The sequence below is a fragment of the Leeuwenhoekiella sp. NPDC079379 genome (assembly GCF_044542075.1).
GTDB lineage: Bacteria > Bacteroidota > Bacteroidia > Flavobacteriales > Flavobacteriaceae > Leeuwenhoekiella.
Genome location: NZ_JBITTU010000005.1, coordinates 148,785 through 164,547, shown reverse-complemented (window position 1 = coordinate 164,547; position 15,763 = coordinate 148,785). Strand labels below are relative to the sequence as shown.

The window sequence follows — 15,763 nt, the reverse complement described above, 5'->3', positions numbered from 1 at the left end:
ACATCAAAATCGTATTTATTTTGTTTAAAGACTTGTAAATTTAGTTAAACAAAAAAAATATTGCTATAAAAACTTTTACTATGACTTTTAGTGCAATTGCACAAATGGCAACAGACGATTACGTTGGCTTCACATTCTTTGTGGGAAGCATGGCTATGATGGCAGCCTCTGCGTTATCTTCTTATCTATGAATGATTTTGATCGTAAATGGAAAACTTCTATTCTGGTCTCAGGGCTAATCACCTTTATTGCTGCAGTTCATTACTTCTACATGAGAGGTTACTGGGAAGATTATTCAGAATCACCTACCTTCTTTAGATATGTAGACTGGGTTCTTACCGTACCTTTAATGTGTGTTGAATTTTATCTAATTTTAAGAGTTGCGGGTGCAAAACGCTCTTTAATGTGGCGCCTTATTTTCCTTTCTGTTGTAATGCTGGTTACAGGTTACATTGGGGAAACTATTTATCGTGATCAGGCACAAATTTGGGGCTTAATTTCGGGTATCGCTTACTTTGTAATCGTATACGATATCTGGCTGGGAAGTGCTAAAAAACTAGCAACTAGTGGCGGTGGGCACGTTTTAAAAGCACACAAGACCTTATGTTGGTTTGTTTTGGTAGGCTGGGCAATTTATCCTTTGGGATACATGGCAGGAACTCCCGGGTTTTACAGCGGCTGGTTTGACGGTCTTAGTATGGATGTTATTTATAATATAGGTGACGCGATTAATAAAATCGGGGTTGGCCTGGTTGTATATAACCTCGCTATAATGTCTACCGAAAATAAGAAAACTGTTTAAGCGATTTTAGTTAGTAATAAAAAGGCTTATTCTGAAAGCGGAACTTTTAAATAAGTTCCGCTTTTTATATTTTAAACATTATTTTAGAATCTACATACGCTCAGGAACCTCTATTCCTAATAAGCCGAAAGCTGCTGCTATCACTTCACTTACTTTTTTAGAAAGCGCAACGCGGAAACTTTTTTCTTCATCTGTATCTGCTCCTAAAATCGAAACTTGTTGGTAAAAAGAATTAAACTCTTTAACTAAATCATAGGTGTAATTAGCGATTAAAGCCGGACTGTGATTTTCTGCTGCTAATTGTATGGTTTCAGGATATAAAGCGATTTGCTTTATCAATTCTTTTTCTTTAGGATGTAGGTTTTTATGTTCTGCTTTTACCGGCACCCCATTATCTACTGCCTTTCTCAAAATAGACTGAATACGCGCATAAGTATACTGAATAAATGGCCCAGTATTTCCTTGAAAATCTACAGACTCTTCCGGGTTAAAAAGTATACGTTTTTTAGGATCTACTTTAAGAATATAATATTTTAATGCACCCAGCCCTATCATCTTATACAAATCCTGCTTCTCTGCATCGCTATAGCCATCAAGCTTCCCTAATTCTTCAGCAATATTACCTGCTGTGTTTGCCATTTCGGTAATAAGATCATCTGCATCAACAACAGTACCTTCGCGGCTTTTCATTTTTCCGCTAGGTAAGTCTACCATTCCATAGCTTAAATGATACAGGTTTTTTGCCCAGTCGTATCCTAGTTTTTTCAGAATTAAAAACAAGACTTTAAAATGATAATCCTGCTCATTCCCTACCGTATAAATCATTCCGCCTACATCGTTGTGATCTTTTACACGTTGTATTGCTGTACCTATATCTTGCGTCATATATACCGCAGTACCATCGCTACGCAAAACTATTTTTTCATCAAGACCGTCTGCTGTTAAATCGCACCAGACTGAGCCATCTGCTTTTCTATAAAAAACCCCGTTTCTCAGGCCTTCTTCAATATTATCTTTACCTAATAGATACGTATTGCTTTCATAATAATAACTGTCAAAATCTACACCCAAGTTTTTATACGTTTCTTCAAAACCTGCATAAACCCAACCATTCATCATTTCCCAAAGCGAGACTACCTCTGTATCTCCTGCTTCCCATTTGCGCAACATATCTTGCGCTTCAAGAATTAAAGGAGCTTGTTTCTCTGCCTCCTCTTTTGTTTTTCCTTGAGCTACTAAATAAGATTGCTCTTCTTTATAAGCCTTATCAAACTTCACATAGTAATTACCTACCAGTTTGTCTCCTTTTAAACCTGTAGATTCTGGAGTTTCACCTTGACCGAATTTTTTCCAGGCAAGCATACTTTTACAAATATGAATCCCACGGTCATTTATAATTTGTGTTTTATAGATTTTTTTACCGGAGGCTTTTATAATTTCCGCAACAGAATACCCTAGCAGATTATTACGTACGTGACCTAAATGCAACGGTTTATTCGTATTTGGTGAAGAGTATTCTACCATAACAGCCTTACCTTCTGCAGATTTATGTCCGTAGTTTTCTATAGAACGTATCAGCTCAAAAAACTCTAGATAATAACTGTCTGCTATAACCAGATTCAGAAAACCTTTAACCACATTAAAATCAGAAATTTCGGTGAGATTCTCCTTTACATAGACACCTATTTGCTCGCCAATAACCGCAGGGTTTCCTTTAGCAACACGCAGAATTGGAAATACCACAACTGTTAAGTCACCTTCAAAATCCTTGCGTGTAGGTTGTAGTTCTACTTCGTTTAATTCTGCATTAAAAAGGTTTTGTACCGCATCTTTAACGGCTTGACTTATTTTTTCGGGTAAATTCATGAGTATTTTTTCTGAAGCCGCAAAGATAAGCAAAAGCAGGCTTCAGCAAAGCGAAAAGCCTACAGCCTACTATATAGTCTCTATTTTAATTCTATTTGGGGATTGCTAAATAGAATTTCTACACAAACTCGTATCTTTAAAAGAAAAAATGTTACTGAATGTTTCTTACAATAACCCGGAAATAAAACGAAAAATTAATGCTGAGGTAGGTGCACCATTTACACTGCGTGAACGTATAAAAATGCGCGGCATTGGCTCTTCAAAGTTATTTATAACAAGTACAAGTATTGAGATTCATAACCTGCTCATTCTTGACAGCTATGTTGATACGTGCAATATAGAAATGCGGCCAAATGGCATTATCGTGGGTTTTAGATCATTGTTAGAATCGTATGCTCTAATTATACCGTATTACAAACTCTCAGTATATAAAGGCAAAGCTGAAGAATATAGTATTTACAGAGATAATTATTTTATAAAAATACGTGCCAAAGCGAAAGACAAAACTACCCACAGTTTTATCAAAAAAATAATGGATTATAAAGCAGAAAATTTACCAGAACTTCCCGAAGGTATGTAGTTTGAGCACCTAATAGTACCGTAAATAGTTTTAGTAATACCTATCTTTATAAAAATGCTTTATGAAAATTTTACTCACAGGCGCTAATGGCTATATTGGGATGCGTTTGCTGCCTATGTTGCTTGAGCAAGGGCACGAAATTATTTGTGCTGTTAGAGACAAAAACCGGCTCTCTGTAAATGCTCGTACTCGCGAACGAATTGCAATTGTAGAAATAGATTTTCTCGAAGAGCCAAACTTAAATAAGCTTCCTAAAGATTTAGATGCAGCTTATTATCTTATTCACTCTATGACTTCTTCGACTTCAGATTTTGATGAAAAAGAAGAGCGGTCTGCACAGAACTTTAATAAACACCTTGCAAATACAGACTGTAAACAAGTAATATATCTAAGCGGTATTGTTAATGAAGAAAACTTAAGCAAGCATCTAAGATCCCGTAAACAAGTTGAAGACACGCTGTATAAAGGCGATTTCAATCTAACCGTTTTAAGAGCTGCTATAATAGTAGGATCAGGAAGTTCGTCGTTTGAGATTATTCGTGATTTATGTGAAAAACTACCTGTGATGATTACACCTAAATGGGTCACAACCCGTTGCCAGCCTATTGCTATACGTAATGTATTGCAGTTTTTATCTGGTGTTTTAGGCAATGATAAATGCTATAATGAATCTTTTGACATAGGTGGCCCAGATGTTCTTTCTTACAAAGAGATGATGCTGCTCTACGCTAAAACACGAGGCTTATCACTTACGATTATCAATGTCCCAGTAATGAGCCCTAAAATATCTTCCTATTGGCTATATTTTGTTACTTCAACAAGTTACAAGCTGGCTCTAAATCTAGTTGACAGTATGCGCGTAGAAGTAATCACCAGAGACACACGGTTACAAGAAATACTTAATATAAAACCGCTCACCTATACAGAAGCTATAAAGTTGGCTTTTGAAAAAATAGAACAAAATCAAGTTGTCTCAAGCTGGAAAGATTCTATGGTTAGTGGAAGATTTAGGAAAGATGTAAGTGAGTATATTAAAGTTCCTGAATTTGGTTGTTTAAAAGATCGTCAAAAAATACAATTAAAAAATCCTGACCAGGCACTTGAAAATATATGGTCTATAGGTGGTAATCGAGGGTGGTATTATGCAAATAAACTGTGGAAAATACGCGGCTTTGTAGATAAAATTTTTGGCGGGGTGGGACTTAGAAGAGGACGCACACATTCTCACGAACTTTATGAGGGAGATTCTCTTGATTTCTGGAGAGTACTATTAGCTGATAAAAAAGAAAAGCGGTTATTACTGTTTGCAGAAATGAAAGTGCCTGGAGAAGCCTGGCTAGATTGGGAGATAGATGATAATAACGTATTGCATCAAACAGCTACCTTTAGACCTCGCGGTCTTTGGGGCAGATTATACTGGTTTAGCATGTTACCGTTTCACTATTTCATATTTGATGGTATGATACGAAATATCGCAAAATATAATCCTAAAAAATAAGAACATCAGACCCGTAAAAAATTTTAAGGATACGCTACTGCTTAATACATCAATTGTAGTTCTACTAATTGTATGTGTTTTCTTTTATGCATTTACAGAAGAAAGTTATAACGCCATTGAGAATATATCGCTATTAGTACGCAACTACTTTGGTCAATTTTATTTAATTCTTGGCTTATGCTGTGTTCTTATATTAATCGCTGTTGCAATTTCTAAATGGGGAACTTATAAACTAGGAAAACCTAACGAAAAACCTGCATTTTCAAGAATGGCCTGGGTCTCGATGCTCTACAGCGCAGGAATGGGAGCCGGTATTTTATTGCGAGCCGTACAAGAACCGGTTTATATGTTATTAAATACACCTGTAAGTACTAAAACATCTAAAGAAACAATTGCTCTTGAATATACATTTTACCAATGGGGATTTACAGCCTGGGCATTTTACGCACTTTTTGCTTTGGCCATAGGCACAGCTGTTTTTAAATATAACAGACCTGTCTTAACCAGCAGTACAGTATATAATACATTAGAAAATAAAGAGCCTAGATCAAAATTTTCGGGAAGATTTTTAATTGATCTTTTAACGTTATTAACCACAGTATTTGGTCTTGTTGCGGCGGTTGGCTTAGGTGCTAGCCAAATCAAGGGCGGCTTAGACCATTTAATAGGAGTCACATTAAATTCAAATTACATTATTGCACTAATTTTATTAGTGGGTGGTCTCTCCTTAATCTCAGCATTAAGTGGTGTTGAAAAAGGAATTAAACGTTTATCTACTGTAAATATTTACCTCACCCTCACATTACTTCTCTTTGTCTTAATTCAAAGCGATGTGATAGGTGTATTAAAGCAATTTTCAATATCGTTTTATCATTATATTATAGACTTTATACCTATGAGCCTTGCGCTGGGCAACTACAATCCCGGAACACAATTTCTAACCGATTGGACTTATTACTACTGGGCATTCTGGATAGCCTGGGCACCGTTTACAGGTATTTTTATCGCTCGTATTAGTCGCGGAAGAACCATTAGAGAAATAATAATAGGAGTACTACTTCTTCCCTCTTTAGGAACATTTTTGTGGTTTACTGTTTTTGGGCAGTCAGCATTTGAACTTATAGCAAGTTGGCAAACCTACTCAGGAGAATTTGATAATGTATTTACGTCGCTTTTTGTATTTCTATCTAATTATCCGCTTCAAGTTGCTCTTAATAGCGTAGTTGTGCTATTACTTATAGGGTTTTTAGTTACTTCATTAGATTCTGCAATATATGTATTAAGTACATTTACATCTACTGCAACAAAAGAACCTTCAAAAAGACACCGAATTTTATGGAGTATTATATTAACTATGAGTGCAGTAGGTCTTGTTATGTTAGGATTTGCACGTAAAGGGAGTGATGTATTAATAGCCGCTCAAAAGTTGCTCATAATTACATCACTACCTCTAAGTTTATTTATGGTGTTAATGGCAATAAAATGGTTGATAAACCTTAACCACTGGAAAAAGTAGACTTATTTTTTGGGAAGAAAAACTTCGGCCATCATGCAACGGGCACTACCTCCACCACACGTTTCAATAGTCTCTAAATCACTGCTAAGAATCTCGCAATATTTAGAAATATTTTCTATCTGGCCTTTATTTAAAGATTGATGCGCACTCGAGCTCATTACCAGATATTTTTTACCTTCAGCATTAGCAACTTGAAGCATATTACCAGCAAATTGATGCATTTGTTTCTCAGATATGGAAATTATTTCTTTACCAGCTTCCTTTAGCTGATTTAATACAAATTTTCGCTCTTTTTTATCATCTATACAGTCTAAACAAATCACACAAAATTCTTCTGCTACACACATCATCACGTTTGTATGATAAATAGGCAGACGTTTACCATCAACAGATTGATACGCTGTAAAAATAACAGGAAGATACTCAAACTCTTCACAGAATTCTATAAACAAATCTTCGTCTGCACGTGCAGAAAGTGCACAATATGCCTTCTCATTTACACGGTCTAAAATGATACTTCCTGTGCCTTCTAAGAAAATACCTTCCTCTTCTGCTTCTGTATAATCTACAATATTGTTAATCTCAAAACCTGAATCCTCTAACAGCTCAAAAAATTCCTCACGACGCTCTCTTCTTCTATTTTCTGCATACATTGGGTATATTGCAACGTTACCATTCTCATGGGTACTCACCCAATTATTTGGGAATATAGAATCTGGAGTGTCTAGTGTTTTATCATCATTTAATACAAGTACTGTAATACCTGCACTTGTTAATTTTGTAACGAATTGATCAAACTCTGTTTGTGCCTTCTTGTTTATTTCTTCATTTTTAAGAGCTAACTCTTCTTGAAAGTAATTATTAACGGCTGTTTGTTCATTCATTCTAAATGCAACAGGACGCACCATTAATACGGTATTAGTAACTTGTTTCATAGGGGAAATTTTCTAACAAATGTAGAATACCTATTTTGATTGTGCACACGATTTTCCTAAGAGTATTCTATTCTCTAATCAAAGGTAATGTACTACATCTTAGAAGTCCTTCTTGCTTCGATATTTCTGCATAAGGCACTTCTTCTACGGTAATTCCTTTGCTACGAAGCCACGTGTTTAATCTGGTGAAATTTCGTTCAGATATAACTACGTTTTGAGAAATAGAAAAAATATTAGAATTCATACTAAACATTTCATCTGAATCAATCTCAAAGACATTTTCTTTACCAAAATGATTTAATAACCACTCATATTCTTCCTCTATTAGAAAACCATTTTTATGTAAAATTGCATACTTTTCTCCCACAGGTTGAAAACAGCAGTCTAAATGAAGGGCATTTTCATAAGGATTTACGTTAGATTTTCTAAGATTGAAAGACATAACCTTTTTCTCCGGAAATGTTTTTTGTAGAAATTCTACTGCTAGCATATTTGTACGCGCAATAATATAATCTGAATAATCTTCCTCTCTGTAAACTCCCACTAAAATGTAATCTCCCACAGGCATTACATCACCTCCTTCAATATGAGCCTCTTCAGGAAATCTAATAATTTTATCGGAATCTATCTGAGCCAAAATGTGTTCAATAGCTTCAATCTCCTGTTCTCTATCTGGTAAAATATTTGCTTTAATAAATATATCATCAATTACAAAACCTATATCTCTTGTAAATATTTGATTGTAATCTTCTATTAATTTTGGTCTAAAAACCTGTACTCCATATTTATTAAAAACTTCTTCTACAGCTTCTATTTCATTTACCATATCCTCCTCTCGTGGATAGGAATTTGCTTTTATGTACAACATAGATTTAGGATCGTATGCATCTTCAAGAGCGGGTACACCGCCGTTGCTTTTTGCAGTTCCTAATATTACAGAACGAAGGCGGGAGGTTTCGTCATTTATATTGAGCTTTATCATAAATATTAATTATCAGAAATATATAAACAAAAGCGGGTCTCTGACGATTGATCAAAAACCCGCTTTAAAATAATAACCGAAAGATTCTAGCGCTCTTCCATAGGTTTAAATGATCTTAATGTCTCTCCGATGTAAACCTGACGAGGTCTTCCTATAGGCTCCTTGCGTAAACGCATTTCTCTCCACTGTGCAATCCAACCTGGTACGCGACCCATTGCAAACATAACCGTAAACATTTCTACCGGAATACCCAAAGCTCGATAAATTATCCCTGAATAGAAGTCTACGTTAGGGTATAGCTTACGCTTTACAAAATAATCATCTTCTAAAGCTTCTTTCTCAAGGCCTTTAGCTATTGTTAATACTTCATCATTTATACCCAACTGCTCAAGTACATCATCTGCAGCCTTTTTAATAATTTTTGCTCTAGGATCAAAGTTCTTGTAAACTCTATGTCCAAAGCCCATAAGACGAAAAGGATCTTCTTTATCTTTAGCTTTTTGCATATATTTTTTAGTGTCGCCACCATCTGCCTTAATAGCTTCAAGCATTTCAATAACCGCTTGGTTTGCTCCTCCATGCAGTGGACCCCACAGTGCTGAAATACCTGCTGAAATAGAAGCAAATAATCCTGCGTGTGAAGAACCTACTATACGTACAGTAGAAGTAGAACAGTTTTGCTCGTGATCTGCGTGTAGAATAAGTAGCTTATCAATAGCCTCTATAATTGCAGGATCTACCTTGTATTCGCTATTCGGTTTAGAAAACATCATTTTATGTAAGTTTTCTACATATCCTAAACTATCATCACCGTAGTCTAAAGGCTTACTCATTTTAGTACGCATTGTCCAAGCTACTAAAACTGGAAATTTACCCAGCAATTTAACTATAGCTTTATACATGTCTTCTTCAGAATCAACATTAACCGCTCCCGGATTAAATGCTGTCAATGCAGAAGTTAATGATGCTAAAACACCCATAGGATGAGCAGATTTAGGAAAACCATTCAAAATTTTCTTAATATCTTCATCTACGTGATTTTCTTCTTTAATATCTTTATGAAATTTATCAAGCTCTTTTTCAGTAGGTAATTCTCCAAAAATTAAAAGGTAAACTACTTCTAAAAAAGAAGCTTTCTCAGCAAGTTCCTCTATAGAATAGCCTCTGTAACGTAAAATTCCTTCTTCTCCATTTAAAAAAGTAATTGCACTCTCGCAACTACCTGTATTTTTATAACCGGGATCAATCGTAGTATAACCACCAGTTACAGCTCTTAGAGTAGCTATATCGATTGCATTCTCATTTTCAGTACCTGTTATTACAGGAAATTCATAGGATTTACCCTCAATTGTCAACGTAGCATTATCTGCCATTATGTTATATGTTTTAGCTGATTATCAAAAAATTCAAGTGTTGCTAAAATACAAAATTAACAGAGATTACTAAAGCAAATAGGGAGCTCACGAGGTTAAAAAAAACAAAAATAATTTGACATCCTAATGATCTTGACAACAATATAAAATCAGAGGGGTTTTTAATACAAAAATGGAGAACTGCGTGACTATAATTTAAAAAATCTGGAGATGAAAAAAATACTATAAAACAAAAAAAACACCCGTATGGGTGTTTTTTATAGTATTCAAATTAAGTAAACTACTTAATTTTAAAAGCATTCATTTTAGGAAAATAAGCAACAGAGCCTAATTCTTCTTCTATACGAAGTAACTGATTGTATTTTGCCATACGATCACTACGAGATGCAGAACCGGTTTTAATTTGACCTGTATTAAGTGCAACTGCAAGATCTGCGATAGTTGTATCTTCAGTTTCACCAGAACGGTGAGACATAACAGATGTATAACCTGCGTTATGAGCCATATTTACAGCGGCAATCGTTTCAGTTAAAGTACCAATCTGGTTTACTTTTATAAGAATTGAGTTTGCTATCCCATTATCTATTCCTTTAGAAAGGCGCTCAACATTAGTAACAAATAAATCATCTCCTACTAGTTGTACTTTTTCACCTATCTTTTCAGTTAAAGATTTCCATCCATCCCAGTCATTCTCATCCATACCGTCTTCTATTGAGATAATAGGATATTTAGATGCTAGTTCTGCCAGATAAGTTGCTTGCTCTTCACTAGAGCGAATAACACCTTTATCACCTTCAAATTTAGTATAGTCGTATTTTCCATTAACGTAGAATTCTGCTGCTGCACAATCTAAAGCAATCATTACTTCATCTCCAAATTTGTAACCTGCATTCTCTACAGCTTTTTGAATACTTTCAATCGCATCTTCAGTACCATCTAATGTTGGTGCAAAACCTCCTTCATCTCCTACAGCCGTGCTTAGACCGCGATCGTGTAATACTTTCTTCAAATTATGAAAAATCTCCGTACCCATTTTCATCGCATGAGTAAAGCTTTCAGCCTTAACAGGCATAACCATAAATTCCTGAAAAGCAATAGGAGCATCACTGTGAGATCCCCCATTTATAATATTCATCATTGGTACAGGAAGTGTGTTTGCACTAACACCTCCTACATAACGATAAAGTGGCATATTTAATTCATTTGCGGCTGCTTTAGCTGCTGCAAGTGAAACTCCAAGAATCGCATTAGCTCCTAATTTTGATTTGTTAGCTGTACCATCAAGATCAATCATTGTTTGATCTATAAGATTTTGTTCAAATACAGAAACTCCTAAAAGTTCCTGAGCAATAATTGTATTAACGTTATCAATAGCTTTTAAAACGCCCTTTCCCATATAATCTTTACCACCGTCACGAAGCTCAACAGCCTCATGCTCACCTGTAGAAGCTCCTGAAGGAACTGCTGCTCTACCTAAAACACCATTTTCGGTTAAAACATCTACTTCTACTGTAGGATTTCCTCGGGAATCTAAGATTTGACGTGCGTGGATATTGATAATTATACTCATATTATTTTAAAATTGATTAGTTATTTTAGTATGCGCAATATACTGAATAAGCCAGTATTTATAAACCTTTATAGATGGTTTAGCTTTAATTTAATAATAATTTAAAACTATATCCTCAGTTAAAAAAAACTTATAAAACCTGTTACAAAATGACGGTTTTTATCACATTTCTACAAATTTATAGAATAGTGATTTTATCTAATATATTTACTTACGCAGTTTTCTTTTTCATTAATCCTATAAACTCATCAAATAAATAAGTTGCATCGTTAGGACCAGGGCCTGCTTCAGGATGGTATTGAACTGAAAAACACGCTTTATCTTTCATCCTTAATCCCATTACCGTATTGTCATTTAAATGTTGATGGGTAACTTCTAAATTTGAATTTGATTTAGCTTCATCGTAGTTTACAGAAAACCCGTGATTTTGAGAAGTGACTTCTCCTTTACCAGAAACATGATTCATTACAGGATGATTTATCCCCCTATGCCCATGGTGCATTTTAAATGTACTTATGCCATTTGCGAGAGCAATTATCTGATGCCCTAAACAAATACCAAAAAGCGGCTTATCTGCAGCTAAAATATTCTTAGTTGTTTCTATAACTTGCTTTAAAGGATCTGGATCTCCAGGACCGTTAGATAAAAAATACCCATCAGGATTCCAACTTTCCATTTCTTCAAATGTAGTGTCGTAAGGAAAAACTTTAATATATATATCACGTGAGGCCATATTTCGCAAAATATTCTTTTTTATTCCCAGGTCAAGTGCAGCAACTTTGTAAGACGCCTTCTCATCGCCAAAGAAATAGGCTTCTTTAGTTGATACTTTAGATGCCAACTCCAGACCATTCATATCTGGTACGTTTGCTAATTGTTTTTTAAGCCCCTCTAGATTATTAACATCAGTAGATATAACAGCATTCATAGCTCCATTATCTCTTATGTAGGAAACTAACGCCCGTGTATCTACATCAGAAATAGCAAAAAGATTATTCTTATCAAGAAACGATTGTAAAGACTCATCAACACGAGTACGTGAATAATTGTAACTAAAATTACGACAGATCAATCCAGAAATCTTAACTGAACCAGATTCAGTCTCATCATTATTGCCGCCATAGTTCCCTATGTGAGCATTTGTAGTAACCATTAACTGACCAAAATAGGACGGATCTGTGAAAATCTCCTGATATCCGGTCATACCGGTATTAAAACAAACTTCTCCAAAGGCTGTACCTTCCTTGTTTCCTACAGCTTTTCCATAAAAAATTGTTCCGTCAGCGAGTAGAATTAATGCTTTACGATTGGTTTGATACTTCATGTTGTTCTTTTAAAATACTTATTGGATTACGGCAAAAATAATTATAAAAAAAAGGATAAACCTAAACGGCTTATCCTTTTTAAAATTTATTCGATATTAAAGAAATTTTTATTCTTCTTCATCAGAACCTTTAGTCTCTTTTTTAGGAGCTTCTTTCTTAGCAGCAGGAGCATCAGCTTCTGTACTTGCAACTTTCTTACCAGCTCTACGCGTAGACTTCTTCTTAGTTTTACCTAAGTTGTAAATCTCATTGTAATCAACAAGCTCAATCATTGCCATATCAGCATTATCCCCTAAACGATTACCAAGTTTGATAATACGTGTGTAACCACCTGGACGATCTCCTACTTTTACAGCAACATCTCTAAATAATTCTGAAACTGCATCTTTCTGACGCAGTTTGCTCATTACAATACGACGATTATGTGTAGTATCTACTTTAGATTTTGTAACAATAGGTTCTACAAATTGCTTTAAAGCTTTTGCTTTGGCAACTGTAGTATTGATACGCTTATGCTCAATTAGAGAACAAGCCATGTTTGCTAACATAGATTTTCTATGAGCGGTCTGGCGTCCTAAATGATTTATTTTTTTTCCGTGTCTCATGACATTTTAATTTAAGCTAACATCTTGCTCTACCCATTTTGGGGAGCAAATTATGTAGCGTTACTAGTCTTTATCTAATTTGTACTTTGAAAGATCCATTCCGAAATTTAAACCCTTTACATTAACAAGCTCTTCAAGCTCTGTAAGTGATTTTTTACCGAAGTTACGGAACTTCATAAGATCATTCTTATTATAAGAAACTAAGTCTCCAAGAGTTTCAACTTCAGCAGCTTTTAAACAGTTTAGAGCACGTACAGATAAATCCATATCTACTAACTTAGTTTTAAGCAATTGACGCATATGCAATGACTCTTCATCATATGTTTCAGTTTGAGCAATCTCATCTGCCTCAAGGGTGATGCGCTCATCAGAAAATAGCATGAAATGGTGAATCAATGTTTTTGCAGCTTCAGTTAATGCCTCTTTAGGATGAATAGAACCGTCTGTGATGATCTCAAAAACTAATTTCTCATAATCAGTCTTCTGCTCAACACGAAAGTTTTCAATACTATACTTTACATTTTTAATTGGAGTATAGATTGAATCTGTAAAAATAGTTCCTATAGGAGCGTTTTGTTTTTTATTCTCTTCAGCAGGAACATAACCACGACCTTTTTCTACCGTGATTTCCATGTTGATGTTAACTTTCTTCTCCATATTGCAGATTACCAATTCTGGATTAAGAATTTGAAATCCAGAAATAAATTTCTGGAAATCTCCTGCAGTTAACTGTTCTTTATCAGAAACAGAGATTGTTACAGTCTCATTGTCTATCTCATCAATTTGTCTTTTAAAACGAACTTGCTTAAGATTAAGAATGATTTCAGTAAAGTCTTCTACAACTCCCGCAATAGTTGAAAACTCATGATCTACACCCTCTACGCGTACAGATGTAATAGCAAAACCTTCTAGTGAAGAAAGTAATACTCTACGCAGCGCGTTACCAACAGTCAAACCGTAACCTGGCTCTAAAGGTCTGAATTCAAACTTACCTTCAAAGTCGGTAGAGTCTATCATTATGACTTTATCGGGCTTCTGGAAATTTAGTAATGCCATATTATGTTTTCTAAGAGTTGTTATTATTATTTAGAGTACAATTCAACGATGAATTGCTCGTTGATATTTTCTGGTATCTGAATGCGTTCAGGAACCGAAACGAATGTACCTTGTTTAGTGTCGTTATTCCAAGTCATCCACTCATACACATGGCTTGCATTAGAAAGAGAATCCTGTATAGCTGTCAAAGATTTTGACTTCTCACGTACAGCAATAGTATCACCAGCTTTTACTTGGTAAGAAGGAATATTTACTAATTCCCCATTAACAGTAATATGTCTGTGTGAAACAAATTGACGTGCAGCTCTTCTAGAAGGAGCTATTCCCAATCTATAAACTACGTTGTCTAAACGAGATTCACATAATTGTAATAACACAACCCCGGTAATACCAGTAGAACGAGTTGCTTTTTCAAACATATTACGGAATTGGTTTTCTAAAATACCGTAAGTATATTTTGCTTTTTGCTTCTCTTGAAGTTGTATTGCATATTCAGACTTTTTACCACGGCGTCTGTTGTTTCCGTGTTGACCTGGAGGGTAATTCCTTTTTTCAAAAGATTTGTCATCTCCAAAAATTGCTTCGCCAAATTTACGAGCGATCTTAGTTTTAGGACCGGTATATCTTGCCATTCTAATAAATAATTTGTGAGGTGATTAAGGAATTAAGGTCTAGTCCTCCGCAAAATCGTTGATCCTCGATTGATATAAAATAAATAAATAATTAAACTCTTCTACGCTTAGGAGGGCGACATCCATTATGTGGTAATGGTGTAACGTCTACGATCTCTGTAACCTCGATACCACTATTGTGGATAGAACGTATAGCAGATTCACGACCATTACCTGGCCCTTTCACATAAACTTTAACTTTGCGTAAACCAGCTTCGTGAGCTACTTTACTCGCATCCTCAGCAGCTAATTGTGCTGCATAAGGGGTGTTTTTCTTAGAACCTCTAAAGCCCATTTTACCGGCTGAAGACCAAGAAACAACATCACCTTTTTTATTTGTCAAAGAAATTAAGATATTATTGAACGATGCTGAAATGTGTGCTTCACCTATCGACTCAACAATTACCTTGCGCTTTTTTGTACCTTTAGTAGCTTTTGCGCCTTTTCCTCCACCTTTAGTGTTTTGCTTTGCCATTGTTACTTATTATTTAGTTGCCTTTTTCTTATTAGCAACCGTTTTACGCTTACCTTTTCTGGTTCTTGAGTTGTTTTTGGTACGTTGACCACGTAATGGTAAACCAGAACGGTGTCTGATACCACGGTAACAACCAATATCCATAAGACGCTTAATACTCATTGAAACTTCACTTCTAAGTTCACCTTCAATTTTATAAGAACCTACAGCATCACGAATACGACCAATTTGATCATCATCCCACTCGTTTACTTTTAAATTCTCATCAACATCTGCCTGAGCCAATATCTTCTGAGCTCTGCTATTTCCGATTCCAAAGATGTACGTCAAAGCGATTACACCTCTCTTTTGTTTTGGGATATCTACCCCTGCAATTCTAGCCATAATCCTTAACCTTGTCTTTGTTTGAACTTAGGGTTCTTTTTATTAATAACGTATAATCTTCCTTTGCGACGTACAATCTTGCAGTCTGCACTTCTTTTCTTTACTGATGCTCTTACTTTCATCTT

At 35.2% G+C, this 15,763-nt stretch carries 15 protein-coding genes and 1 pseudogene; 4 read left to right on the top strand and 12 right to left on the bottom strand.

The window, feature by feature from the left end:
- Positions 1–80 precede the first annotated feature (80 nt).
- Positions 81–802, top strand: a pseudogene (locus ACIGAM_RS10955) (bacteriorhodopsin-like).
- A gap of 90 nt (positions 803–892) precedes the next feature.
- Here ACIGAM_RS10955 and argS read toward each other — a convergent pair.
- A complete protein-coding gene (gene argS / locus ACIGAM_RS10950; RefSeq protein WP_396511475.1) occupies positions 893–2,668 on the bottom strand; it encodes an arginine--tRNA ligase in 1,776 nt (591 codons plus the stop codon).
- 148 nt (positions 2,669–2,816) lie between these two features.
- Here argS and ACIGAM_RS10945 point away from each other — a divergent pair, with 148 nt between their 5' ends.
- From ACIGAM_RS10945 to ACIGAM_RS10935, 3 genes are all read left to right on the top strand, one after another.
- Positions 2,817–3,248: a hypothetical protein gene (locus ACIGAM_RS10945; RefSeq protein WP_396511474.1), complete on the top strand. Its 432-nt coding sequence runs from the start codon at positions 2,817–2,819 to the stop codon at positions 3,246–3,248.
- 61 nt (positions 3,249–3,309) lie between these two features.
- Positions 3,310–4,746, top strand: a complete 1,437-nt coding sequence (locus tag ACIGAM_RS10940; RefSeq protein ID WP_396511473.1) for an SDR family oxidoreductase — start codon at positions 3,310–3,312, stop codon at positions 4,744–4,746.
- On the top strand, positions 4,718–6,262 hold the full coding sequence (locus ACIGAM_RS10935; protein WP_396511641.1) for a BCCT family transporter: 1,545 nt from the start codon (positions 4,718–4,720) through the stop codon (positions 6,260–6,262). Before ACIGAM_RS10940 ends, ACIGAM_RS10935 begins: the two co-directional genes overlap by 29 nt.
- A gap of 2 nt (positions 6,263–6,264) precedes the next feature.
- Here ACIGAM_RS10935 and ctlX read toward each other — a convergent pair whose 3' ends face one another.
- The 11 genes from ctlX to ykgO all read right to left on the bottom strand — a co-directional run bounded on the left by ctlX (position 6,265) and on the right by ykgO (position 15,760).
- Positions 6,265–7,197: a citrulline utilization hydrolase CtlX gene (gene ctlX / locus ACIGAM_RS10930; RefSeq protein ID WP_396511472.1), complete on the bottom strand. Its 933-nt coding sequence runs from the start codon at positions 7,195–7,197 to the stop codon at positions 6,265–6,267.
- A 67-nt stretch (positions 7,198–7,264) separates the two neighbouring features.
- Positions 7,265–8,179 (bottom strand): dimethylarginine dimethylaminohydrolase family protein, encoded by a 915-nt coding sequence (locus ACIGAM_RS10925; protein ID WP_396511471.1) that lies wholly within the window; start codon positions 8,177–8,179, stop codon positions 7,265–7,267.
- Positions 8,180–8,265: 86 nt separating this feature from the next.
- Entirely contained in the window at positions 8,266–9,552 is a 1,287-nt protein-coding gene (locus ACIGAM_RS10920) for a citrate synthase (protein WP_396511470.1), read from the bottom strand.
- A 280-nt stretch (positions 9,553–9,832) separates the two neighbouring features.
- Positions 9,833–11,122 (bottom strand): phosphopyruvate hydratase, encoded by a 1,290-nt coding sequence (gene eno / locus ACIGAM_RS10915; RefSeq protein ID WP_396511469.1) that lies wholly within the window; start codon positions 11,120–11,122, stop codon positions 9,833–9,835.
- Between the two features lie 211 nt (positions 11,123–11,333).
- Positions 11,334–12,446, bottom strand: a complete 1,113-nt coding sequence (carA, locus tag ACIGAM_RS10910) for a glutamine-hydrolyzing carbamoyl-phosphate synthase small subunit (RefSeq protein ID WP_396511468.1) — start codon at positions 12,444–12,446, stop codon at positions 11,334–11,336.
- 108 nt (positions 12,447–12,554) lie between these two features.
- Positions 12,555–13,052, bottom strand: coding sequence for a 50S ribosomal protein L17 (gene rplQ, locus ACIGAM_RS10905; RefSeq protein WP_396511467.1), 498 nt, complete (start codon positions 13,050–13,052; stop codon positions 12,555–12,557).
- A 63-nt stretch (positions 13,053–13,115) separates the two neighbouring features.
- A complete protein-coding gene (locus ACIGAM_RS10900) occupies positions 13,116–14,108 on the bottom strand; it encodes a DNA-directed RNA polymerase subunit alpha (protein ID WP_028376328.1) in 993 nt (330 codons plus the stop codon).
- Positions 14,109–14,134: 26 nt separating this feature from the next.
- Positions 14,135–14,740 (bottom strand): 30S ribosomal protein S4, encoded by a 606-nt coding sequence (gene rpsD / locus ACIGAM_RS10895; RefSeq protein WP_396511466.1) that lies wholly within the window; start codon positions 14,738–14,740, stop codon positions 14,135–14,137.
- Positions 14,741–14,831: 91 nt separating this feature from the next.
- The gene (rpsK, locus tag ACIGAM_RS10890) at positions 14,832–15,254 is read right to left on the bottom strand and encodes a 30S ribosomal protein S11 (protein WP_035899755.1); all 423 of its coding nucleotides are present in this window, start codon (positions 15,252–15,254) and stop codon (positions 14,832–14,834) included.
- Between the two features lie 9 nt (positions 15,255–15,263).
- Positions 15,264–15,638, bottom strand: a complete 375-nt coding sequence (gene rpsM, locus ACIGAM_RS10885) for a 30S ribosomal protein S13 (protein ID WP_028376331.1) — start codon at positions 15,636–15,638, stop codon at positions 15,264–15,266.
- A gap of 5 nt (positions 15,639–15,643) precedes the next feature.
- Positions 15,644–15,760: a type B 50S ribosomal protein L36 gene (ykgO, locus tag ACIGAM_RS10880; protein ID WP_009779203.1), complete on the bottom strand. Its 117-nt coding sequence runs from the start codon at positions 15,758–15,760 to the stop codon at positions 15,644–15,646.
- Positions 15,761–15,763 lie beyond the last annotated feature (3 nt).